The 21,669-nt window shown below is 30.1% G+C and carries 21 protein-coding genes, 1 tRNA gene and 1 other annotated feature; of the genes, 21 read left to right on the top strand and 1 reads right to left on the bottom strand.

The window, feature by feature from the left end:
- The first annotated feature begins 63 nt into the window (after positions 1 to 63).
- The 7 genes from G324_RS0104085 (at position 64) to G324_RS0104115 (ending at position 7,741) form a co-directional block, all read left to right on the top strand.
- Positions 64 to 804 (top strand): Bax inhibitor-1/YccA family protein, encoded by a 741-nt coding sequence (locus G324_RS0104085; RefSeq protein WP_025725127.1) that lies wholly within the window; start codon positions 64 to 66, stop codon positions 802 to 804.
- Positions 800 to 1,014: a binding site (T-box leader), on the top strand. It overlaps the preceding gene by 5 nt.
- Positions 1,015 to 1,067: 53 nt before the next feature.
- Positions 1,068 to 2,081 (top strand): phenylalanine--tRNA ligase subunit alpha, encoded by a 1,014-nt coding sequence (pheS, locus tag G324_RS0104090; protein WP_025725128.1) that lies wholly within the window; start codon positions 1,068 to 1,070, stop codon positions 2,079 to 2,081.
- Positions 2,081 to 4,435: a phenylalanine--tRNA ligase subunit beta gene (gene pheT, locus G324_RS0104095; protein WP_025725129.1), complete on the top strand. Its 2,355-nt coding sequence runs from the start codon at positions 2,081 to 2,083 to the stop codon at positions 4,433 to 4,435. The genes pheS and pheT overlap by 1 nt, the downstream gene beginning before the upstream one ends.
- Before the next feature lie 72 nt (positions 4,436 to 4,507).
- The gene (gene rlmN / locus G324_RS0104100; RefSeq protein ID WP_025725130.1) at positions 4,508 to 5,524 is read left to right on the top strand and encodes a dual-specificity RNA methyltransferase RlmN; all 1,017 of its coding nucleotides are present in this window, start codon (positions 4,508 to 4,510) and stop codon (positions 5,522 to 5,524) included.
- Positions 5,525 to 5,535: 11 nt separating this feature from the next.
- The gene (rsgA, locus tag G324_RS0104105; protein ID WP_025725131.1) at positions 5,536 to 6,489 is read left to right on the top strand and encodes a ribosome small subunit-dependent GTPase A; all 954 of its coding nucleotides are present in this window, start codon (positions 5,536 to 5,538) and stop codon (positions 6,487 to 6,489) included.
- 15 nt (positions 6,490 to 6,504) lie between these two features.
- On the top strand, positions 6,505 to 7,137 hold the full coding sequence (rpe, locus tag G324_RS0104110) for a ribulose-phosphate 3-epimerase (RefSeq protein ID WP_025725132.1): 633 nt from the start codon (positions 6,505 to 6,507) through the stop codon (positions 7,135 to 7,137).
- 1 nt (position 7,138) lies between these two features.
- Positions 7,139 to 7,741: a thiamine diphosphokinase gene (locus tag G324_RS0104115; protein WP_025725133.1), complete on the top strand. Its 603-nt coding sequence runs from the start codon at positions 7,139 to 7,141 to the stop codon at positions 7,739 to 7,741.
- A 44-nt stretch (positions 7,742 to 7,785) separates the two neighbouring features.
- On the opposite strand, the gene rpmB is transcribed toward G324_RS0104115, so the two are convergent.
- The gene (rpmB, locus tag G324_RS0104120) at positions 7,786 to 7,974 is read right to left on the bottom strand and encodes a 50S ribosomal protein L28 (protein WP_025725134.1); all 189 of its coding nucleotides are present in this window, start codon (positions 7,972 to 7,974) and stop codon (positions 7,786 to 7,788) included.
- A 301-nt stretch (positions 7,975 to 8,275) separates the two neighbouring features.
- On the opposite strand from rpmB, the gene G324_RS0104125 reads away from it, so the two are divergent.
- The 14 genes from G324_RS0104125 to kduI all read left to right on the top strand — a co-directional run bounded on the left by G324_RS0104125 (position 8,276) and on the right by kduI (position 21,643).
- Positions 8,276 to 9,958, top strand: coding sequence for a DAK2 domain-containing protein (locus tag G324_RS0104125; protein WP_025725135.1), 1,683 nt, complete (start codon positions 8,276 to 8,278; stop codon positions 9,956 to 9,958).
- A gap of 87 nt (positions 9,959 to 10,045) precedes the next feature.
- Positions 10,046 to 10,131, top strand: a tRNA-Leu gene (locus G324_RS0104130).
- Between the two features lie 141 nt (positions 10,132 to 10,272).
- Entirely contained in the window at positions 10,273 to 10,917 is a 645-nt protein-coding gene (locus G324_RS0104135; RefSeq protein WP_025725136.1) for an SGNH/GDSL hydrolase family protein, read from the top strand.
- A gap of 14 nt (positions 10,918 to 10,931) precedes the next feature.
- On the top strand, positions 10,932 to 12,299 hold the full coding sequence (locus G324_RS0104140) for a DUF2130 domain-containing protein (protein ID WP_025725137.1): 1,368 nt from the start codon (positions 10,932 to 10,934) through the stop codon (positions 12,297 to 12,299).
- Between the two features lie 184 nt (positions 12,300 to 12,483).
- Positions 12,484 to 12,951 carry a GNAT family N-acetyltransferase gene (locus tag G324_RS0104145; protein ID WP_025725138.1) on the top strand — a complete coding sequence of 156 codons (468 nt, stop codon included), beginning with the start codon at positions 12,484 to 12,486 and terminating at the stop codon, positions 12,949 to 12,951.
- 1 nt (position 12,952) lies between these two features.
- A complete protein-coding gene (gene nagB / locus G324_RS0104150; protein WP_025725139.1) occupies positions 12,953 to 13,678 on the top strand; it encodes a glucosamine-6-phosphate deaminase in 726 nt (241 codons plus the stop codon).
- 13 nt (positions 13,679 to 13,691) lie between these two features.
- Positions 13,692 to 15,050: an ROK family protein gene (locus G324_RS0104155; protein WP_025725140.1), complete on the top strand. Its 1,359-nt coding sequence runs from the start codon at positions 13,692 to 13,694 to the stop codon at positions 15,048 to 15,050.
- Between the two features lie 12 nt (positions 15,051 to 15,062).
- Positions 15,063 to 15,911, top strand: a complete 849-nt coding sequence (locus tag G324_RS0104160) for a PIG-L deacetylase family protein (protein WP_025725141.1) — start codon at positions 15,063 to 15,065, stop codon at positions 15,909 to 15,911.
- 39 nt (positions 15,912 to 15,950) lie between these two features.
- Positions 15,951 to 16,664, top strand: a complete 714-nt coding sequence (locus G324_RS0104165) for an NAD-dependent protein deacylase (RefSeq protein WP_025725142.1) — start codon at positions 15,951 to 15,953, stop codon at positions 16,662 to 16,664.
- A 203-nt stretch (positions 16,665 to 16,867) separates the two neighbouring features.
- On the top strand, positions 16,868 to 17,686 hold the full coding sequence (locus tag G324_RS0104170) for a MurR/RpiR family transcriptional regulator (RefSeq protein ID WP_025725143.1): 819 nt from the start codon (positions 16,868 to 16,870) through the stop codon (positions 17,684 to 17,686).
- 8 nt (positions 17,687 to 17,694) lie between these two features.
- Positions 17,695 to 18,903, top strand: a complete 1,209-nt coding sequence (locus G324_RS0104175; RefSeq protein ID WP_025725144.1) for a glycoside hydrolase family 88 protein — start codon at positions 17,695 to 17,697, stop codon at positions 18,901 to 18,903.
- Positions 18,904 to 18,981: 78 nt separating this feature from the next.
- A complete protein-coding gene (locus G324_RS0104180) occupies positions 18,982 to 19,902 on the top strand; it encodes an ABC transporter permease (protein WP_084027130.1) in 921 nt (306 codons plus the stop codon).
- The gene (locus G324_RS0104185; protein ID WP_025725146.1) at positions 19,896 to 20,777 is read left to right on the top strand and encodes a carbohydrate ABC transporter permease; all 882 of its coding nucleotides are present in this window, start codon (positions 19,896 to 19,898) and stop codon (positions 20,775 to 20,777) included. Before G324_RS0104180 ends, G324_RS0104185 begins: the two co-directional genes overlap by 7 nt.
- Positions 20,778 to 20,806: 29 nt before the next feature.
- Complete coding sequence (gene kduI, locus G324_RS0104190) at positions 20,807 to 21,643, top strand: 5-dehydro-4-deoxy-D-glucuronate isomerase (RefSeq protein WP_035357351.1); 837 nt, start codon at positions 20,807 to 20,809, stop codon at positions 21,641 to 21,643.
- Positions 21,644 to 21,669 lie beyond the last annotated feature (26 nt).

The following is a 21,669-nucleotide window of genomic DNA, read 5'->3' on the forward strand; positions in this document are numbered from 1 at the left end:
TACTTAGATAATATTTAAAAACAATGTATAATAAACCTACAAGAAACAAGAGGTGAAAAGAATATGCGTAGTTCAAACCCAGTATTTTCTAATTTAGAAAAACAAACATTTCAATCTAATACTGTAGCCGCAACTGTTTCAGGCATCAGTATAAAAACGGTATTACTTGTCGTTATTACATTGATCACAGGATTTTCATCTGTATTTATAGCACAAGCAATGCCAGAAGGTTTACTCATTGGTATATTAATTTCTTCAGGAATTTTTACATTCTTAAGTGTATTACTAGCAATGCTTATTCCTAAAATTGCAGCACCTGCAAGTATATTATATGCAGTGTTTCAAGGTTTTACATATGGCTTAGTTAGTTGGATTTTAGAAATTTATTATCCAGGCGTTGCATCAATTGCCTTACTTGGAACAGGAATTGTATTTGCTGTAATGTTTACCTTATATCAAACAGGTTTATTAAGAGGTTCTAACCTATTGAGATCCGTAGTATTTGGTACATTATTAACAGTACTTATTGGTTCACTTGTAATCTCAATTATTGGATTAGTAAACCCAGGTTTTATTGAAGGATTCTTCTCTTACCAAGTAACAGTTGGAATTAGTTTAATTTTAATTGTAATGGGTGCTTTAATGCTTACATTAGACTTTGATAGAGCTGATAATATTGTTCGTATGGGATTACCAAAAAACTATGAATGGACCGCTGCTTTAGGTTTTATGGTAACATTAATATGGATATACTATAATATCTTAAGATTAGCAGTTACAGTTATGGGTAGAAATAATAATTAAAACGAAGATATAACACTAGTAAAATAAGAGTTATTCATCAAAAGCGATGCATGGAAAGGTGAAAGCCATGTATGAATACGTATTTGAATTCGGTTATGGAGTGAAGGCTTAAAAAACTTTCCGTCATTCTTACGTTACAAGATAAATCAAGTGCTAAAGGTGATTACTTTTAGAACTAAGGTGGTACCGCGATTTAACTTCGTCCTTAGAGTATATTTATACTTTAAGGACTTTTATTTTAATAAAAAAAGAGGGTAAAAATAATGAAAGAAAAAATAGAATCAATCGTTTCACAACTCAAAAATGAACTTGAAAAAGACTTAAATTTAGTCGATTTAGAAGCTTTAAGAGTTTCATATTTAGGTAAAAACGGGAAATTAACTGAGTTAATGCCATTGATAAAAACCTTACCAAATGATGAAAAACCACAATTTGGTAAATGGATTAATGAAGCAAAAGCAGAAATGGAATCATTAATAGCACACAAAAAAAACGTATTATTAACACAGCAAATGAACGAAAAACTAGCTAATGAAAGCATTGATGTTTCACTTCCAGGTATGAACTTTAAAAAAGGCTCACTTCATCCTTTAACATTAGTAACTAACGACTTAGAAGATTACTTTGTTGGACAAGGTTATAAAGTTGCTGAAGGTCCTGAATTAGAACTTGATTATTACAACTTTGAAATGATGAATTTAGGAGTAAATCATCCGGCACGTGAAATGCATGATTCATTTTATGTGACATCTAATACATTATTAAGAACACATACATCACCAATCCAAGCACGATATATGGAAAAATCCAAGGGTGATCCGATTGCTATTATCGCACCAGGTAAAACATATAGAAGAGATCCAGATGACCGTACACATAGCCACCAATTTATGCAATGTGAAGGTTTAGTGATTGATAAAAACATTTCATTTGCAAACTTAAAAGATACGTTATTAAGTCTTGCTAAACATCTTTTTGGTCCAGAAAGAACAATCAGATTAAGACCATCTTATTTTCCTTTTACAGAACCATCTGTTGAGGTCGATGTTTCATATGTTGATAGTGATGGAAATATAGGTTGGATTGAAGTATTAGGTGCTGGAATGGTTCATCCTAATGTATTACAAATGGGTGGATATGATCCGAAAATATATAGTGGATTTGCTTTTGGTATAGGAATTGAAAGAATTGCTATATTAAAATATAAAATTGATGATATTCGTCAATTTTATACCAATGATTTACGCTTTTTAAATCAATTTAAAGGAGTATTATAATGTTTATTCTAGAAAATATATTAAAAAACTTTATAAAGGTTCCAAGTAATTTATATGAAGTTACGAATCAACAAATTATAGAAGTTGATGCATATGAGACACTAAATTCATCAACAAAACTTGTTGTTGGACATGTTTTAGAATGCGTAAAACACCCGAATTCAGACCATTTAAGTCTAACTAAAGTTAATATCGGTTCTGAAGTTTTAAGCATTGTTTGTGGTGCTAAAAACGTTGATAAAGGTCAATATGTAATTGTTGCTCAAGTAGGGTCGGTACTTCCTGGTAACTTTGAAATAAAAGAAGCAACTGTTCGTGGCGAAAAATCACTTGGAATGATTTGTTCTCTTACTGAATTAGGCTTTGATGAAAAATATATACAAGAAGAATTTAAGAATGGTATCTTTTATTTTGATCACGAAGTTACACCAGGAACGAATGGTCTTGAAGCATTAGGACTTCATTTAAATAAATTATTATTAGGTTTAACTCCAAATAGAGGCGATTTATTATCACATCTAGGTTTTGCATACGATTTAGCATCCATGTTAAATATTCCTGTAACAATACCTAAAACCAATTTTAAAGAATCTAATCAAGTTAATAATATTGATGTAGTACTTGATACTAATGATTGTCACTTATACAATTTAAGAGTGATGGATGTAACAGTTAAAGAATCACCAATTTGGTTAAAAAATGCTTTAATTCAAAGTGATATTCGTCCAATTAATAATGTTGTTGACATCACAAACTACATACTAATTACTTATGGTACTCCACTTCATGCATTTGATTTTAACAAAGTAAATAGTTCTAAAATTGTTGTAAGAAATGCACTTGATAATGAAGTAGTTGAAACCCTAGATGAAGTTACTAGAAATCTTCAAACTACAGATATCGTCATTACAAATGGTGAAAAACCGATTGCACTAGGTGGTGTGATGGGTCTTAATAACTCCTCAATTGATAACAATACAACTAAAATAATGTTAGAAGCAGCACTTTTTAATAAAAATTCGATTGCTCAAACATCTAAGAGATTAAACTTAAGAAGTGATTCTTCATTAAGATTTGAGCGTGGTGTTGAGTCTTCACGTGTTTTAATGGGGCTTGAAGCAGCAACTCAAATGCTTGTAGAATTAGCTGATGCTATGGTTTATAAAAACATTACATCTAATCAAACGATATTACCAGTTAATCCGACAATTGAGGTAAATCCAAAAAATGTTAATCGATTACTTGGTACAGAGTTAACATTACAAGAAATCATTAATTACTTAACAAGATTAAACTATAAAGTAAATAAAAATGACAATAACATAGAAGTGCAAGCGCCAGATTATCGTAAAGATATTGAAATTGAAGCTGATGTTATTGAAGAAATATTACGTGTTTATGGTTACCATCATATCGAAAATAAAAAAGTTCAACCAACATCTATTGGTGAACTATCAACTAAACAAAAAAACATTAGAAAACTTAAAAATATGCTTTCAGGTTTTGGATTAAACGAAGTAATAAACTACAGTTTAGTCTCTCAAAAAGAAATTAAAGGATTCCCACAAATTGGCAAGAATGTTGAAATACTTATGCCTTTAAGTGATGATCGTCATATATTAAGACAATCACTTATACCGGGATTATTAAAAACCTTAAATTATCACTTATCTCGTCAAATTACAGATTTAGCTATATTTGAAACAGGGCATGTTTTTGCAGAAGGTATAGAGCAAAACAATTTAGCAATCTTACTACAGTCAAAATTACTAGATTCAAGCTACTTAAAACAAGACATTCAAAATGACTTTTATGTTCTAAAAGGTCTTTTAGATAAAATAGGTGCAATCTTTAATTTAGAGTTTGAAGTTAAAAAATCAAACGAAAGTGCTGCTTTACACCCGGGTATCCAAGGAACAATCTATTTAAGAAATCAAGTTATAGGTATAATTGGTAAAACACATCCATTAACAGATCAAACATTTGATATTAAAGATTGCTATGTATTAGAAATAAATTTAGATTTTTTAAATGAAAATTATAATGAATTAACATTTGAACAAATTTCTAAATATCCTTCTTTACAAAGAGATATATCTTTTGTCGTATCAAAAACTTATCCAGTAAGTGATATACTAGCAATTATTAAGCAAACAGCGAGAAAATATTTAACAAATATTGAAGTTTTTGATGTTTATGAAGGTGAAAATGTTGAAACTGGAAGTCACTCAGTTGCTATATCAATGACATTTAATGACCCTGTTAAGACATTAGAAAAACAAGATATTGAAAAGATATTAAAATCTGTTCAAAACCGTTTGGAGTTTAACTTTAAGGCAGTGTTTAGAGCATAATTTCAAAACAACTAAAAGTAACCAAAAATTAAGCATTTCTAGTATAATGACTATGAAGGAAGTAATAAAAATATGCTAATATATGACTTTACATATGATGAATTAGAAGAATTTATCTTAGAGCACGGCTATAAAAAGTTTAGAGCCGAGCAAATTTGGAATTGGGTTTATAAACAAAAAGTAGATAGTTTTAAAGAAATGCTGAATTTACCAGATGACTTGATTGAATTACTAACAAGTTCTTTTACATTTGATGTATTAGAACTTGTCATAAAAAACACGAGTCAAGATGGTACAATCAAATTTTTATTTGATTTAAAAGATAGTAATTTAATTGAAACAGTACTCATGAACCACAATTACGGTATGAGTGCTTGTGTTACAACTCAAGTTGGTTGTAACATAGGTTGTAGTTTTTGTGCATCTGGTGTATTAAAAAAGAAAAGAGACTTAACTGCTGGTGAAATTGTTGCACAAATTATTAAAGCGGAAAAAGAATCAGGTGTACGTGTATCAAGTATTGTAATTATGGGTATTGGTGAACCATTTGATAACTATAAGAACTTTGTTAAATTTGTTCAAATAGTGAATCATCCTAAAGGATTAGCAATTGGAGCAAGACATATTACAGTTTCAACCTCTGGACTTGTACCAAAAATTAAAGAGTTTGCTCATCTAGGAGTACAGGTAAACTTAGCTGTATCACTACATGCTCCAACAAATGAAATTCGTTCTAAATTAATGAAAATTAATGATCGTTTCAAAGTTGAAGAAGTTGTAGATGCAATCAAATATTATATTCATGTAACAAATCGTAGAGTAACAATTGAATATATAATGATTCAAGAATTAAACGATAGTGTTGAAACCGCACATGAACTAGCTAAACTACTAAAAGGTATGAATGTTTATGTAAACTTAATACCTTATAATACAGTTAAAGAAGCACCTTATGAACGTTCAAGTCTAGAAAGAAGACAAGCCTTTTATAAAGTGTTAAAGGAACATAAAATTACCGCAGTATTACGTAAAGAACAAGGTCATGATATTAATGCAGCTTGTGGGCAACTACGTAGTCAAAACTTATAAGGAGTTATTTTTTGAATAAAGCTTTAGTTATTAAATTAATCGGTGGACTATACACATTTAAAGACTTATCAACACATGAAACATTTGAAGGTTATGCTAAGGGTAAGTTTAGAAAAATAAGAGTTGATAAAGACTCAAGTTTCAATAAAAACGTCACACAAAAAACAAAAAAAGATACGAAAGATATCGTTTTAAGTCCCAAAGTTGGCGATATTATTGAATATAGTTTTGAATCTGATCAATATATGATTACAGAAGTTTTAGAAAGAAAAAACGAACTTATTAGACCTGATGTTGCAAATATCGATCAAGTTTTGTTAATATTTGCAGCAACAAGACCTGATTTTAGTTTTAATTTACTAGATAAATTTCTGGTTATTTTAGAGTATCATGAACTCAAACCAATTATTATTGTTACTAAAATTGATCTGATGGAAGATGATAGTTTAGATCAATTAAAAGCAAATTTAAAATTTTACGAAGCGTTTTATACCATACACTATGTAAACAGTAAAGCCCGTATTGGATTTGACGCTCTACAAAACGTATTTTTAGATAAAATAACGGTTTTAGCTGGTCAAACAGGTGTTGGCAAGTCTACACTACTAAATGCGTTAAAACCTGATTTAAAACTTAAAACTCAAGAAATCTCATTTGCATTAGGCAGAGGTAAACATACGACCCGACATTTAGAGTTGTTTGAATTTGGTGGGGGATATATTGCAGATACACCAGGTTTTAGTAAACTAGATTTTGAGTTTTATGATTATCAAATTTTAAAAGATTATTTTGTAGATTTTAGATCATTTAGTGAACAGTGTCGATTTGGTCAAAATTGTTTACACATTAGTGAACCTGATTGTATGGTTAAAAACCAAATAAAATATGGTAAGATATTAAGTTCAAGATATGAAAGTTATTTAAACTTCGTAGAACAATTAAAAAATAAAAAAGAAAAGTACTAGGAGGATAGGTAAAACATGAAAGTCGCACCGTCTATATTAACTGCAAATTTTATTCGTCTAGAAGATGAATTAAAATCAGTAGAAAAAGGATCAGATTATATTCATGTGGATGTCATGGATGGCCACTTTGTACCAAACATTAGTTTTGGTCCTGCAATCGTCTCACAAATAGGTGATTTAACCTCATTACCAATGGATATTCATTTAATGGTTGAATTTCCACTAGACTGGATTGATAAAGTAATTTTTCCTACAACTGAATTTATTACAATTCATGCCGAATGCAATCGTTTCAAAGAAAGTATTCGCAGAATTTTATATTTAGGAAAAAAAGCAGGGATTGCTATTAAACCAAATACGCCAGTTGATGTAATCAAACCATATTTAGATCAACTTGATCTAGTTTTAGTCATGGGTGTTGAACCAGGTTATGGCGGACAAGTTTTTATTCAAAGTCAATTAGATAAAATTAGAGAATTAGCAGAGCTTAAAAAAGAAAACAACTACCGTTATGAAATTCAAGTTGATGGTGGTATCAACCAGTCCACAGCAAAGCAAGTTAAAGATGCTGGTGCTACTATAGTTGTAGCAGGTACATATATTTTTAATTATCAAGACCGTGAAGAAAGAATTCAGTCTTTAAAATAAGATGAATATTTTTATTGTTGTATATCCTACAGTAAACAATTTAAATCAATTTATTAATGAAGATGACTATGTAATTGCAGTTGATAGAGGTTTAGAAGATGCATTAAGTCAAAATATTAAAGTGGATTTAGCAATTGGTGATTTTGATTCTTTAATGAATACAGATTTATTAAACAATTTAAATACTATTAAACTAAATTCTGTAAAAGATGAAACTGATACAGAAAATGCTATTATGCACGCTAAAACTTTAAATCCAGACCATATCTATATTTTAGGGGGTATAGGTGGATTAAGATTTGAGCATAGTTATGCAAATTTTCTACTGGTTGATGCATATGAAAAGCTTACATTGATAACAAATGAATCTAAAATATATAAAGTTGGTAAAGGTGTTCATATAACTGATTTTAAAGGCTATATTAATATCTTTACCAATAGGGTTTCAAAAATTAATTTAAAAGGTTTTAAGTATCCACTCAAAAACTATAAACTTCAACCAATATCAAGAATTGGTATTTCTAATGAACTAATAGATGAGGTTGGGGTAATTGAAGTACTTAGTGGTGAAGTTATTGTAATTGAGTCCAAAAAAGACCAATAAAAAAAGGCACATTGTGCCTTAGTTTATCTACTCTACTTGATTAATTAAACGCGCTCTAACTCTAATTTTTTTAGAGCCTTTGCTGAAATTTTAACTTTCTTGACATTTCCATTCTCATCTTTGATACGGACAGTCTGTAAGTTTGCCTTCCATGTACGACGGCTTGCGTTTAACGCATGACTGCGTTTATTACCAAATGATGTAGTTTTACCAGTTACGTAGCATTTTGCCATAGTATCACTCCTTTATTGCCTTATTAAGTTTAACATAATATAAATTAAATTGCAATAAAATTTTTAATTAATTTTCGAAAGAATTAATAATGTAAAAATACCCCCATTTTATGTGATAACTTGCATTTTCAAATATGTGGTATAATGTAGCCGTATCATGTATATAACACATATTGCATTTTTAAAAAAATATGATATACTTATAAACGTTCGAAACTGGAACCACACCAAACATAAAATAAAAATAAAACTAACTTAATCAAACATTCACTATATAAAAATGGTGAATCGGAGGAAAAATATGTCTAATAAAAAAATTAGTGGTGATCTCTTTAAAAAGATGGTCACTAATGGGGCTATCCACTTAAAAAATAATCACAAAGAAGTGGACCACCTTAACGTGTTTCCTGTACCAGATGGTGACACGGGGACAAATATGCAAATGACAATGATGGCAGGTATCAAAGAGGTATCGGCTGATCAATCAAATTCGATTGTAGATGTTTCAAAGATTTTATCCAGAGGTTTATTAATGGGCGCAAGAGGTAACTCTGGCGTAATCCTTTCACAATTCTTCAGAGGGCTTTACTCTGAAATCTCTAAAATTAATAATGGATCACTTACTATTAAAGAATTCATTCAAGCTTTAGTGGGTGGTTATCAAATGGCATACCGTGCTGTTATGGATCCTGTTGAAGGAACTATTTTAACTGTGGTTAGAGAATCTGCTGAAAGAGTATTAAAAGACCAAAAGAAATTTACAACAATCGAAGAGGTATTAAAAGCATATTTGTTACAAGCAAAAGAAACATTAATTAAAACACCAGAATTATTACCTGTATTAAAAGAAGCAGGTGTAGTTGACTCTGGTGGTGCAGGGTTCATTAAGATTATTGAGGGTATGCTAATGGCACTTGAAGGTCAAATCTTAACTGAACAAGATGCGGCAGCAGTTACTATAGGTGGAAACCCAGAATATGTAGGTGCTCATAATTTAGGTGAGGTTGATATTAAGTTTGGTTACTGTACTGAATTTATTGTTCAACTATTTGATTGGGAAAATTTTGACCAAAACAGTGTTAGAGAACCACTTGAACAAATGGGTGATTCTTTAGTTGTTGTTACGGATGAAGATTTACTTAAAGTTCATGTTCATACAAATCAACCAGGTGTTGCATTAACACTTGCTCAAAAATTTGGTGAATTAAAAACTATTAAAGTAGAAAATATGCGTACACAGCATGGTACTATTATGGGAACAGAAAATCTACATGAAGGCCACAAACATGAAACACCCCATTCACCAAAGGTCAAAAAAGCAAGATCTAAATATGGATTAATTGCTGTAGGGCAAGGTGAAGGTATTAAAGCTGCGTTTAAAGAATTAGGTGTTGATTATATTATTGATGGTGGTCAAACAATGAATCCACCAACAGAAGATTTTATTAAAGCAATTGAAGCAGTAAATGCTGATAATGTAATTATCTTCCCAAATAACTCTAATATTATATTAACTGCAGAACAAGCAGCTAGTTTAACTGAAAACCAAACAATTTCTGTTTTAAAAACAAAAACTGTTGCACAAGGATATACTGCTTTAATCTCATTTGATCCAACTGCTACAATTGAAGAGAATACTGAAACTATGCTAGATGTTGTAAATAATATGAAATCTGGTGAGGTTACATATGCTGTTAGAGATACTGAAATGCATGGTGTCCAAGTTAAAAATGGCGACTACATTGGTATTTCAAAATCTAAAATTATTGTATCTTCAAATGATCGATTAAATACAGTTAACAAACTCTTGGAATTTATGATTTCTGAAGAATCTGAAATAGTAACACTGTTCGTAGGTAACGATGTTAGTGAAAATGAAGTTGATCAAGTTGTTGAGTTCATCGCATCTATTAATGAAGATTGCGAAGTTGAAACAATTGAAGGAAAACAAGATATTTACGCATACATCATTGCAGTAGAATAATTAATACTAAAATTAAATATAAGAATGATTTGGAAGCTATATCTTTTTTAGATTGGCTTCCAAGTTTTTCTGTCTTTATATAGATATGCTCGGGTGGTGAAACGGTATACACGCTACCTTGAGGTGGTAGTGGGAGAAATCCTGTGAGGGTTCAAATCCCTTCCCGAGCACCAAAACTAACAAAAAAACGCCTATAGGGTGTTTTTTTTATTAATCTACCTTGAAATATAAACTGCACATGTCATTTATGGTAAAATAACATTATACGTATTCGTATAAAATATTTTAAACTTCATAAGGAGATTATTTTAGTCATGTTATTTAGAAAAAACGATACAGTTATATTTTTTGGAGATTCAATTACCGCTAAGGGTAAAACGAAAATAGAGGATGCACCAAAAAACGAAACAATTGGTAATGGTTTTGTCAGTTTTATTAATGCTTATCTATTAATACATCATCCGAAATTAAATATTAGAATAATAAATCAAGGTATAAGTGGAAATAAAACGCCTGATTTAATTCAACGAATTGATGATGATCTTCTAGCCTTTAATCCCAACTGGGTTATAACAATGATTGGTGCTAATGATGCTTGGCGCCAAGTAGATTTTCCTCAAAATCCTAAGTTTTGGATAACTGATGAAATGTTTTCAAATAATATTGAAGAACTTATTGTTACATTAAAATCAAACAATATCAATCAAATACTTATAAGTCCTTTTATGATAGAAAAAAACGATTTAGATCCACTTAAAATAATTATTAACCGTTATGCTAAAATTATGGAAGAACTTTCTATTAAACACAACATACCATTTATACATATGCAAAAAGCTTTTGATAAATTACTAGTAGATGCCAATTCTTACACTTTATCAAAAGATCGCATGCATCCAAATGTTGCAGGACATTTATTTATTAGTGAAGAGATTATTAAAGTTTTAGAAAATAAGTAAAATAGGGGGTTCATATGTCAAATATTAAAGTAACAATTAAAGACATAAATACATTAAGACTCGAAGAAAATGCAAAAATAGGGGATACAATTGATCTTAAATCACTTCATTCTGTAGATGATACGTTTATAATTAATGCAATTAATCAAAAAAAGGATGAGGTCTATAAGCAATTACTTTCTAATGTAAGAAAAGAAAATGAAACTGCAATAGAACTTTCATTAGCAAAAGAAAAACAACTTTTCGAACAAGAAAAAAACTTACTAAATAACAAATTAATAGAACTAAAGAATCAATTAGAAAATCAAAATAAAACACATAATCAAGCCAATGAATTTTTGAGAAAAGAACTAAATGCTAGTTTTGAGCTTGAAAAACAAAGATTATTAAACGAGATAAATAGTTTAAAGGAAACACATGAGCAAAAAGTTAAAAACATTGAACTCATGACAAGACAAAATCTTGAATCAATATATAAAGATAAACTAAATGAAAAAGATTTAATGATACAAGAACAACGCCTAAAATTAGAATCTAATCTCACAAAACATCAATTATCAATATCTGAGACAAAGCAAAAATATGAAGAACAAATATTTAACCAACAAAAAGAAATAGAAAATTTAAAACGTGAACGTTCATTAAGAAATATTAAACAAATAGGCGAAGACTTAGAAAATTGGTGTAATGAACAATTTAAATCAATTTCACTTTATGGATTTAAAACATCTACTTTTGAAAAAGATAATACATCTATTCGATATGATGGTGAAACAAAAGGTACCAAAGGGGACTATATATTTAAAGTATTTAACAATAATAAACATGACATTTTATTAACAAGCGCCATGGTTGAAATGAAAAGTGAAGCACTTGAATCTGAAACAAAAAAGAAAAATAGTGATCACTATAAAAAATTAAATGATGACCGTATGAAAAAAGGATTAGAATATGCCATATTAGTAAGTGAGTTAGAATATAATTTAGAGTCTGATGCACCTATATATGTTGTAGATGGTTATGAAAAAATGTATGTTGTTAGACCTCACTTTTTCATCACGCTCCTTGGCGTTATTGAATCTATTGGTATGAAATATGCAGATATTATTACAGAAAAAGAAGCTCAAAGAATTGAGTTTAAAGAATCACTCTTAATTTTAGAAGAGTTTGAAAATTTTAAATCTGAAATATTAGATCGTTCATTAAAACATATTGAAACTCAAGTTCTGGATATACAAAAGAAAACAGAAACAATTATTTCAAGTGCAAATTCAATTTCTTCAAGTGTTAGAGTAATTGTTGATACGCACCTAAATACAGTTAAAAACAAAATTAATACATTTTCAATTAATAAAGTTCTTAAACATATAGATAAAATCTAAAATAAACTATAAAAATATGTATCCATTGAAAAAAAACCTAAAAAAGTTATAATAGTAGTATAGACAAGTTAAATATCCCATAATTAATATAAATCAGAAGTTTTTATAATAAAATTGGGATTTTTTCAAATGTCGTGGTAATATAAATTTTAGGTATGAACCTTATTTGGAGGTATAAATTATCATGAATGACATGCTTGTATCATTATACAATCTAGATTATAAGAAAGTACAATTAGAAGAAAACATTGAAATTAAACGTCTATTATCACCAAATAGTGATCAATTAATTTCATTTATAGAAACTAATTTTACTAAAAACTGGGCATCTGAGGCTAAGGCTGCGGTGTATAAAAATCAGCCAACGTGTTTTGTTGCTATAAGTGGTAATAAAATTGTTGGTTTTTCTCTATATGATGCAACAGCTAAAGGATATTTCGGACCAATTGGTGTTGATCCACTATACCAAAGAAAGAATATTGGCAAGTCCTTAATTATACATACATTAGAAGCGATGTATCATGATGGTTATGGTTATGCAATCATTGGAAGTGTTGGTGAAAGTGTTCAACCATTTTATGAAAAAAGTGTTCATGCGATTAAAATAGATAGAAATAAAAATATATATGAAAGACTTATAAGAGGTAAATAAGATGAATATTCAAGTATTTGAAGATAAAAACGAATTATACAGCACAGTTGCTGAATATTATATAAACTATATCAATCAAAAACCAAACGCTATATTGGGACTAGCAACTGGAACAACACCAATTCCATTATATAAAAATCTAATTCAAGCATATAAGAATGGAAGAGTAAGTTTTAAAGATATTACGACATTTAATTTAGATGAATATATTGGGCTACCTCAAACGCATAAAGAATCATATTACAGTTTCATGAGACATCAATTATTCAATCATATCGATATAAATCTAAATAACACACATATTCCAAGTGGAATATTAGAACCAAATGAAGCAATCAAAGTATACCAAAGTCAATTAAGTAAACATCAAATAGATGTTCAATTATTAGGGATTGGTTCAAATGGTCATATCGGATTTAATGAGCCAGGTACCTCATTTGAATCTACAACTCAAATCACTCAACTTGCTGAATCAACAATTAAAGATAATTCAAGAATGTTTGATTCTATTGAAGAAGTTCCTACAAAGTCAATTACAATGGGTATTAAAGATATTATGATGGCAAACCAAATTATTGTAATTGCAACAGGGTTAAATAAAGCAGATGCAGTTTTAAAAATGATTGAAGGTCCAGTAAATGAATCCCTACCTGCTTCAATTTTACAAAAACACTCAAATGTACTAGTATTCTTAGATAAAGAAGCTGCTAGCAAGTTAACTAAATAGGAGAATAATAAAAATGACATTAAATAAAAAATTAGTACTAGATCCAACATATGAACCAGCAATACATTACATCAATGGATTCAAGGAAAGTGTAAAAGCATCAAATAACTATGAACCTCTAACGGTTGTTGTAGAGCGTATGGACGGTTTAAGTGAAAGTTATAGTGCAAACATTTTTAAAAGTGAAGACAAATTTAATGAAAACTTAATTTTTGTTAATCGATTAGTCAAAGCACTACTTTGGATTTATGGTGGATATAAAGTAACCATCGTAGGTAATGAAAAAATATTTAAAGCAGTTAAAAAAACATATCTTGAAGGTGATAGATTATTCGACTCAAAATTTATGAGTCGTATATATGGAAAAGACTTTGAGGTATTACATAGTCAAACATTACCTGAAATTAAAACCTTAGATCAAGCAATCGGTAAACATTTAAAAGGGAACCGTATCGGGTTTGATGCAGGGGGTTCTGATATGAAAGTATCAGCTGTTGTTGATGGGACTCCAATATTTAGTACAGAAGTTGTTTGGTTTCCAAAACTAAATAGTAATCCTGAGTATCATAAAGAACATATTAGAAAAGTTATTCAACTTGCTGTCGATAAACTTCCAAGTGTAGATGCATTAGGTGTTTCAAGTGCAGGTGTCTACATTCATAATGAAGCAAGAGTAGCGAGCTTATTTATTGAAGTTAACGATGATGATTTTGATAAATACGTAAAAAATATTTATATTGATATAGCAAAAGAATTAAATGTTCCTCTTGAGGTTGCAAACGATGGAGATGTTACTGCACTTGCAGGGTCAATGAGTTTAGGGAAAAATAACTTACTTGGAATTGCTATGGGTACATCTGAAGCAGTTGGTTATATTAATAAAAATGGAAATGTTACTGGTTGGTTAAATGAGTTAGCGTTTGTTCCGGTTGATTTTCAAGAAAATGGACCACAAGATGAATGGAGTTTAGATTTTGGTACAGGTAATAAATATTTTAGTCAAGATGCAGTTATTCGTTTAGCTGAGAAATCAGGTATAACATTCGATAATGAAATGCCACTTGCTGAAAGATTAAAGGTTGTTCAAAATTTAGATGAACAAAGTTCAACTTACCAAAACATTTACAAGACAATCGGTACATACTTAGGATACACACTTGCATATTACTCAGAATTCTACTTCATTGAAGAAGTGTTACTATTAGGTAGAGTAACATCAGGACTTGGTGGACAAATAATTGTTGAAGTAGCAAAAGAAGTACTTGATAAAGAATTTAAAACATTAAGTAAACAAATAAATATTTCATTACCAGATGAAAAAGCGCGCCGTGTTGGACAGTCTGTTGCAGCAGCAAGCTTAGTAAAATTATAAGAGGATAAAACAATGAATAAATATAATAAAAATACTGAATTTTATATTCCAGATAACGTAGATTTTGAAACAGCAATTAAAAGAACAACTCATATGGCAGTACTAGCTCACCATGATGATATTGAAATTGGTGCAATTGATGGTGTTTTACAAACATTTCAAAAACCTGATAAATGGTTTTTTGGTGTGGTTGTAACTGATGGTTCAGGTTCATCTCGTGGTGGTAATTATGCACACTATACAAATGAAGAGATGATGAAAGTTCGTAACCTTGAACAAAAAAAGGCAGCTTATTTAGGTGAATATGGTCTTCAAGCATTTATTAACTCCCCATCAAGCCAAACAAAAGATCCAAATGATAAAGAAGTCATTAAAGAAATCAAACAAATGATTCTAGATGCAAATCCAGAAGTTATCTATACTCATAACTTAGCGGATAAACATGATACACATATCGGTGTTGTAACAAAAACAATTCGTGCAATTCGTGAAATCCCAATGGAACTGCGTCCTAAAAAATTATATGCTGTAGAAGTGTGGCGTGACCTTGACTGGCTAAATGATGAAGAAAAGGTTGCATTTAGTGTAGGCGGTAGACCAAACTTAACAAATAGTTTAGTTGAAGTGTTTGATTCACAAATAGACGGAGCTAAACGCTATGATCTAGCAGCAATTGGTAGAAGATTAGCTAATGCAACATTCTCAAATGCGCATGCAGTTGATCAATCAGATCAAGTAGTTAATGGAATGGACTTAACACCATTAATTTTAGATGATTCCATTGACATGGTTACATTTATACTAGAAGCAATTGACCGTTTTAAATTAGATGTAGAAAATAAAATTAGAAAAATGTTATAAGTATTAACCTATAAAAAAATAATGTTTAAAGGATAAAAAATGTTTACCATAGATGACTTACAAAAATTATATAATTCATCTAACTATATTGTCTTTTTTGGTGGTGCCGGAGTTTCAACTGAATCAGGTATCAAAGACTTTAGAGGTGAAAATGGTTTATATAAGGAGAAGTTTAAAAACTATAGACCTGAAGACATTTTATCTAAATCATTTTTCTTTAATCATACAAAAGATTTTTATGAATACTATAAAACACATTTTTTAAATCCCAATATCAAACCTAATAAAGCACATGACTGGTTAGCTAAAGCTGAACTAAAGGGCAAAATAAAATCTGTAATTACACAAAATATAGATGGACTTCATCAAATGGCTGGCTCTAAAAATGTAATTGAATTACATGGATCAGTTCACCGGTATTATACTGTTAAAAAGAATCAACCAATTGATGGACTCCCTATTATTATAAAAACAGAGGGCATACCTAAGGATACTGATGGTGACATTATTAAACCAGATGTTACATTATATGAAGAACCGCTTGATACTAAAGTAGTTTCAAATGCTATTATGGAAATTAATAAAGCAGATCTTTTAATTATTGCAGGAACTTCTCTAACGGTTTATCCAGCAGCAAGTTATATTCAATATTTCAAGGGTGAAAATATTGTAGTAATTGATCGAATGCCTATGAATTTTAAAAACTTTCTACAAGGTAATGTTGGAGAAATATTAAGTAAAATAAAAATATAAATATTATACAGACAATAGACATGATGATTATTCGTGTCTATTTTTTTACGTATTTTTACAACAATTGAAGGAAAACTCCAAAAAACTATAAAAAATAATAAATTTGCTTGTAATCGTTTTCAACATATGATAAACTTTAGGTGAAATAAAACTCCAAAATTAAACAAGATGTTGAAAATATGCTCCAAAGGTGGAAAAAGCAAATGGATGAACGTAGAAATGCACTGTTTAAACGTTATCAACCTTACATTGATAAATTGTCAAAAACAGAACTAATTATTCACAATTATGTTGTTGGAAATCCAGAACAAGTAATTTACTCAGCAATCAGTCAATTATCAAACTTACTTGAAGTGGGAGAAGCAACTATTTTACGCTATGTAAAGAAGATGGGGTTTGATGGTTATGCATCATTTAAACTTGAACTATTTAAAGAGTTTGATGCAACTAAAGAAATAACTAATAAACCTTATATAGAACAAATTGCTTCAAACATGGAAACAACCATTCAAGAAACTAAGGCACGTATTAATGAAAAAGAAATTGATAAAGCGGCACATCTTATACTGAATAGTAAAAAAGTATTAGTGATCGGCCAAGGTGCATCACATATTAGTGCTCAAGACACTTTTTCAAGATTAATACGCATTGGAATTGATGCAGTCGTCGTACATGATACGCATTTACTGTATATGTATACATCAATTCTAAATCCAGATACAGTAGTAATTAGTTACACCTTCTCAGGTGAAACAAAAGAAATTGTTAAAGCCTCTGAGCTTGCTAAAAAATCCGGATGTAAAGTTATAGGTATTACAAACTATGAGAAATCTGCAATTTCAAATTTATCAGATGTTACATTATACACGAGTGGTTATGAACAAAATCTACAAGGTGGTGTATTAAGTTCAAAAATTTCACAATTATTTATATCAGATGTATTAATCACACGTTGTAGTTTATTAAATGAAGAAAAATCATTAGAAAATATTAGAAAGACAACTCAATCGTTATTTGACTAGGAGGACATATGGCAGTCACATTAGAAGTAATTAAAAACAAAGAACGTTTTAATCAAAAATTAGATTCACAATTAATTAAAGAAGCACTGGATTATAGTATTAAATCAATTGATCATAGATTAGAAACTTATGGATCAGATTTATTTCCAACAGCAAACAGTAGAAATAACAAATATAAACCAATAGATAACCTATTTTTCCCAGCAGAAAAAAATCCTGATAACTGGACAACTGGTTTCTGGAGTGGGCAAATTTGGTTAGCATATCAATACACTCAAGATAATAAATACAAAAAAATTGGTCAAAGACATTCGGAAATATTTAAAGAAAGAATGGATAATTACTATAATGGACACAGAAAATTATCAGACCTAGATCATCATGACATTGGATTCTTATACTTACTATCAACAAAGGCTGATTATCAATTAACAGGATCCCTTAAGGCACTTGAAACAACGCTTCAAGCATCTGAATTATTAATGAACCGTTATGTTGATAAAGCGGGTATATTACAAGCTTGGGGTGATATGAATAACCCGCTACAACGTGGAAGAATCATTATTGACTGTAATATGAACACACCACTTCTATATTTTGCAAGCAAGCATAAAAATGATCCAAAATATGCAAATGCTGCAACAAACCACTTAAATCAAGCAGCTAAAACATTAGTTAGAAGCGATGCAAGTACATACCATACATTCTTCTTTGATACAGAAACAGGAGAACCTAAATATGGAAACACATTCCAAGGTTATAGCGATGATTCATCTTGGGCAAGAGGTCAGGCTTGGGGAATCTTAGGATTTGCATTAGCTTATGGATATAACAAAGAGCAAATATTCTTAGAAAGATCAAAACAAACAGCACACTACTTTCTAAATCGTTTACCTAACGATTTAGTATGTAACTGGGACTTGATTTTCTTAGAAGATAATGGTCAAAGAGATACATCTGCAGCAGCAATTGCAGCGATTGGATTATTAGAATTATCTAAATATGCTAGTGATCCAATATATAAAGATGCAGCAGTTAGTATTACACATGCATTAATTAAGCATTATATGGGTAGTGATTTAGAAGGATTAGTTAAGTCAGGCGTCTATCACTATCATGGAAATCTAGGCATTAATGAATATTTAGTTTATGGCGATTACTTTTTCATGGAACTATTACTAATGCTTCATCAAGATATAAAATCTTTCTGGAAATAAAGATAATATAATCTAGTTTAAACTTTAGAAAGGAAAAAGTATTCAGCATTAAAAAATAAGTTGAATACAAATAGAAACATGTCAAAGATAAAACGAAATTTTAAAAATAATTGGCAAATATATTTGATGATTCTTCCTGTATTTATTTGGATTGGAATATTCGTACTACAACCATTCTTCTTAAATATCATTATTTCGCTACAAGATTATCAACCGGACTTAAATATTACTGGAAGTACATTTGTAGGATTTAGCAATTATGCCACATTCTTTAGTGGAGGTAACTTTTGGAAATTACTTTCTAATACACTATCCATTAATATCCTAACCTTATTAATTGGGTTTCCTGCAGCAATCTTTGTTGCAATAATGCTTTATGAAAGTGAATCTAAATGGCTTAGAAATATTACACAAACAGCTCTATTCTTACCGTTTTTCATCTCTGCTGTTGTTGTTTCAGGAATAGTGGTTGAGTTTTTAAAAGCTGATACTGGTGTAATTACAAGTATTTTAGAGGTGTTTGGAGTTCCAAGGGAAGCGCACCTTTCAAATCCAAATTATTTTAGACTGATATATGCATTAATGGATTTATGGCAAACATTAGGTTATAACACGTTAATTTATTATGCAGCATTAATTATGATCGACTCAACATTATATGAAGCTGCAAGAATTGATGGTGCTAATAAATTTAAACAAATTATTCATATTACAATTCCAAGCATTATGCCTTTAATTATTACCACTCTTTTACTAAAAATTGGTCGTATTATGCAGCTTGGTTATGAAAAAGTTTTACTTCTACAAAACAATGGTAACTTGCCAGTATCAGAAATTATTAGTACATATGTCTATAACATCGGCCTTGCACCACGAGTTGGATTTCCAAACTATGGTGTTGCGGCAGCAGTAGGTATATTTGATGCAGTCATTGCAGTAGCATTAATATTTGCATCTAATAAAATCGCTAAGAAATTGTCAGGTACAAAACTATGGTAAAACGTAAAAATAAAAGTTCATTTGCTAGATTAGATCTATCAGAAAAAATCTTTAAAATTGGTAATGGAGTTTTACTAATTATACTTGCATTACTGGTGATCTATCCAATTTGGTACATCATTATAAGTTCTATTAGTCAACCTGTATTATTTGATATTGCATCTACTAAAAATCCATTAATTTTAATTCCACAAGGATTTACATTAGATTATATTGTAGAGCATTTTCAAAATTCAGATATATGGAGAGCCTACGGTAACACATTTATCTATACATTTGGTGGTGTTGGACTGAGTATGGTTTTATCAATCTTAGCAGCTTATGTGATGAGCATTAAATTTAAAGGAAATAAATTAATAAGTATAATCGTAACACTTACAATCTGGTTTAGACCGGGTATGATTGCTACATACATTAATATAGATAACCTTGGTTTAATGGGCAGCCGTTGGGGATTAATATTACCATTTGCTTTCTCAGGATTTAATGTCATCTTATTAACTATGGGCTTTAAAGGTATACATCAAGATATCTTAGAAGCTGCAGAAATTGATGGTGCAAATCATTTCCAAAAACTATGGCATGTAGTCATACCAAATGCATTACCATCTATTACAACTGTTGCATTATTCTATGCAATTGAACGCTGGAATGGTTATTTCTGGGCAGAGGTAGTACTTTTAGATGATACACTTTATCCACTCCAAGTGTTGGTAAAAAAGATGTTAAACTCCGGTGGAGACTCCGCATCACTATTTGAAGGATTGGTCTCAGCTTATGCATTAATTGTTATTGCAGTAGTTCCTGTATTAATTGTCTTCCCATTCATTCAAAAATACTTTAAAAAAGGAATCATGGAAGGTTCAGTAAAATAATAAAAAATAATAAAAGAAGAGGTAAAAAAATGAAATTAAACGTATTATACAATAATCATCCAGAGGATGTAAAAAAATATGACACTCAAACGCTAAGAGATAGATTCTTAGTTGAACAAATATTTGTTAAAGATGAGGTAAGCTTTTCTTATTCTCACCATGACCGTTTTATATTCGGTGGTGTATTACCTGTTGATGGACCGGTTGTCTTACCTGTAACCAAAGACTTAGGAACTAACTACTTCCTAGAGCGCCGTGAAATGGGAATTATTAATGTAGGTGGCGACGGTTTTATTGAAGTTGATGGTAAACGTTATGATATGGTTACACAAGATGGATTATATTTATCAAAAGGAACAAAAGATGTAGTCTTCCATTCACTAGATAAATCAAATCCAGCTAAATACTGGATTAACTCAGCACCAGCTCATAAAGAATTACCAAATGTTCATATTCCATTTAAAGATGCAGTACCTACACCAATGGGTAATGATCAATCATTAAACAAAAGAATTATTTACAAATACTTAAATCCAGCAGTACTTGAAACATGTCAACTACAAATGGGATTAACACAGTTAGAAGATGGTAATGCATGGAACACAATGCCTGCACATACACATGATAGAAGAATGGAAGTTTATTTCTACTTCAATCTACCACAAGACGGTATCGTATTCCATTTAATGGGTAAACCAGAAGAAACTAGACATATTGTTATGAAAAATGAACAAGCTGTTGTATCACCATCATGGAGTATTCACTCAGGATTTGCAACGGCATCCTATACATTTATTTGGGGCATGGTTGGTGAAAACCAAACATATGATGATATGGATGCAATTAAAACAACGGATTTAAAATAAAACTTAAGTTCACACTAAAAAAGGAT

The sequence above is a fragment of the Acholeplasma granularum ATCC 19168 genome (assembly GCF_000526235.1).
Classification (GTDB): domain Bacteria; phylum Bacillota_I; class Bacilli_A; order Acholeplasmatales; family Acholeplasmataceae; genus Acholeplasma; species Acholeplasma granularum.

Bases quoted from the DNA above. Each gene is read 5' to 3' on its own strand.
- G324_RS0104175 (WP_025725144.1), top strand. From the start codon at position 17,695: ATGGCAGTCACATTAGAAGTAATTAAAAACAAAGAACGTTTTAATCAA.
- G324_RS0104145 (WP_025725138.1), top strand. From the start codon at position 12,484: ATGAATGACATGCTTGTATCATTATACAATCTAGATTATAAGAAAGTA.
- G324_RS0104165 (WP_025725142.1), top strand. From the start codon at position 15,951: ATGTTTACCATAGATGACTTACAAAAATTATATAATTCATCTAACTAT.
- G324_RS0104185 (WP_025725146.1), top strand. From the start codon at position 19,896: ATGGTAAAACGTAAAAATAAAAGTTCATTTGCTAGATTAGATCTATCA.
- rpe (WP_025725132.1), top strand. From the start codon at position 6,505: ATGAAAGTCGCACCGTCTATATTAACTGCAAATTTTATTCGTCTAGAA.
- kduI (WP_035357351.1), top strand. From the start codon at position 20,807: ATGAAATTAAACGTATTATACAATAATCATCCAGAGGATGTAAAAAAA.
- rpmB (WP_025725134.1), bottom strand. From the start codon at position 7,974: ATGGCAAAATGCTACGTAACTGGTAAAACTACATCATTTGGTAATAAA.
- G324_RS0104135 (WP_025725136.1), top strand. From the start codon at position 10,273: ATGTTATTTAGAAAAAACGATACAGTTATATTTTTTGGAGATTCAATT.
- nagB (WP_025725139.1), top strand. From the start codon at position 12,953: ATGAATATTCAAGTATTTGAAGATAAAAACGAATTATACAGCACAGTT.
- rlmN (WP_025725130.1), top strand. From the start codon at position 4,508: ATGCTAATATATGACTTTACATATGATGAATTAGAAGAATTTATCTTA.
- G324_RS0104160 (WP_025725141.1), top strand. From the start codon at position 15,063: ATGAATAAATATAATAAAAATACTGAATTTTATATTCCAGATAACGTA.
- pheT (WP_025725129.1), top strand. From the start codon at position 2,081: ATGTTTATTCTAGAAAATATATTAAAAAACTTTATAAAGGTTCCAAGT.
- G324_RS0104170 (WP_025725143.1), top strand. From the start codon at position 16,868: ATGGATGAACGTAGAAATGCACTGTTTAAACGTTATCAACCTTACATT.
- pheS (WP_025725128.1), top strand. From the start codon at position 1,068: ATGAAAGAAAAAATAGAATCAATCGTTTCACAACTCAAAAATGAACTT.
- G324_RS0104085 (WP_025725127.1), top strand. From the start codon at position 64: ATGCGTAGTTCAAACCCAGTATTTTCTAATTTAGAAAAACAAACATTT.
- G324_RS0104115 (WP_025725133.1), top strand. From the start codon at position 7,139: ATGAATATTTTTATTGTTGTATATCCTACAGTAAACAATTTAAATCAA.
- G324_RS0104180 (WP_084027130.1), top strand. From the start codon at position 18,982: ATGTCAAAGATAAAACGAAATTTTAAAAATAATTGGCAAATATATTTG.
- G324_RS0104125 (WP_025725135.1), top strand. From the start codon at position 8,276: ATGTCTAATAAAAAAATTAGTGGTGATCTCTTTAAAAAGATGGTCACT.
- G324_RS0104155 (WP_025725140.1), top strand. From the start codon at position 13,692: ATGACATTAAATAAAAAATTAGTACTAGATCCAACATATGAACCAGCA.
- G324_RS0104140 (WP_025725137.1), top strand. From the start codon at position 10,932: ATGTCAAATATTAAAGTAACAATTAAAGACATAAATACATTAAGACTC.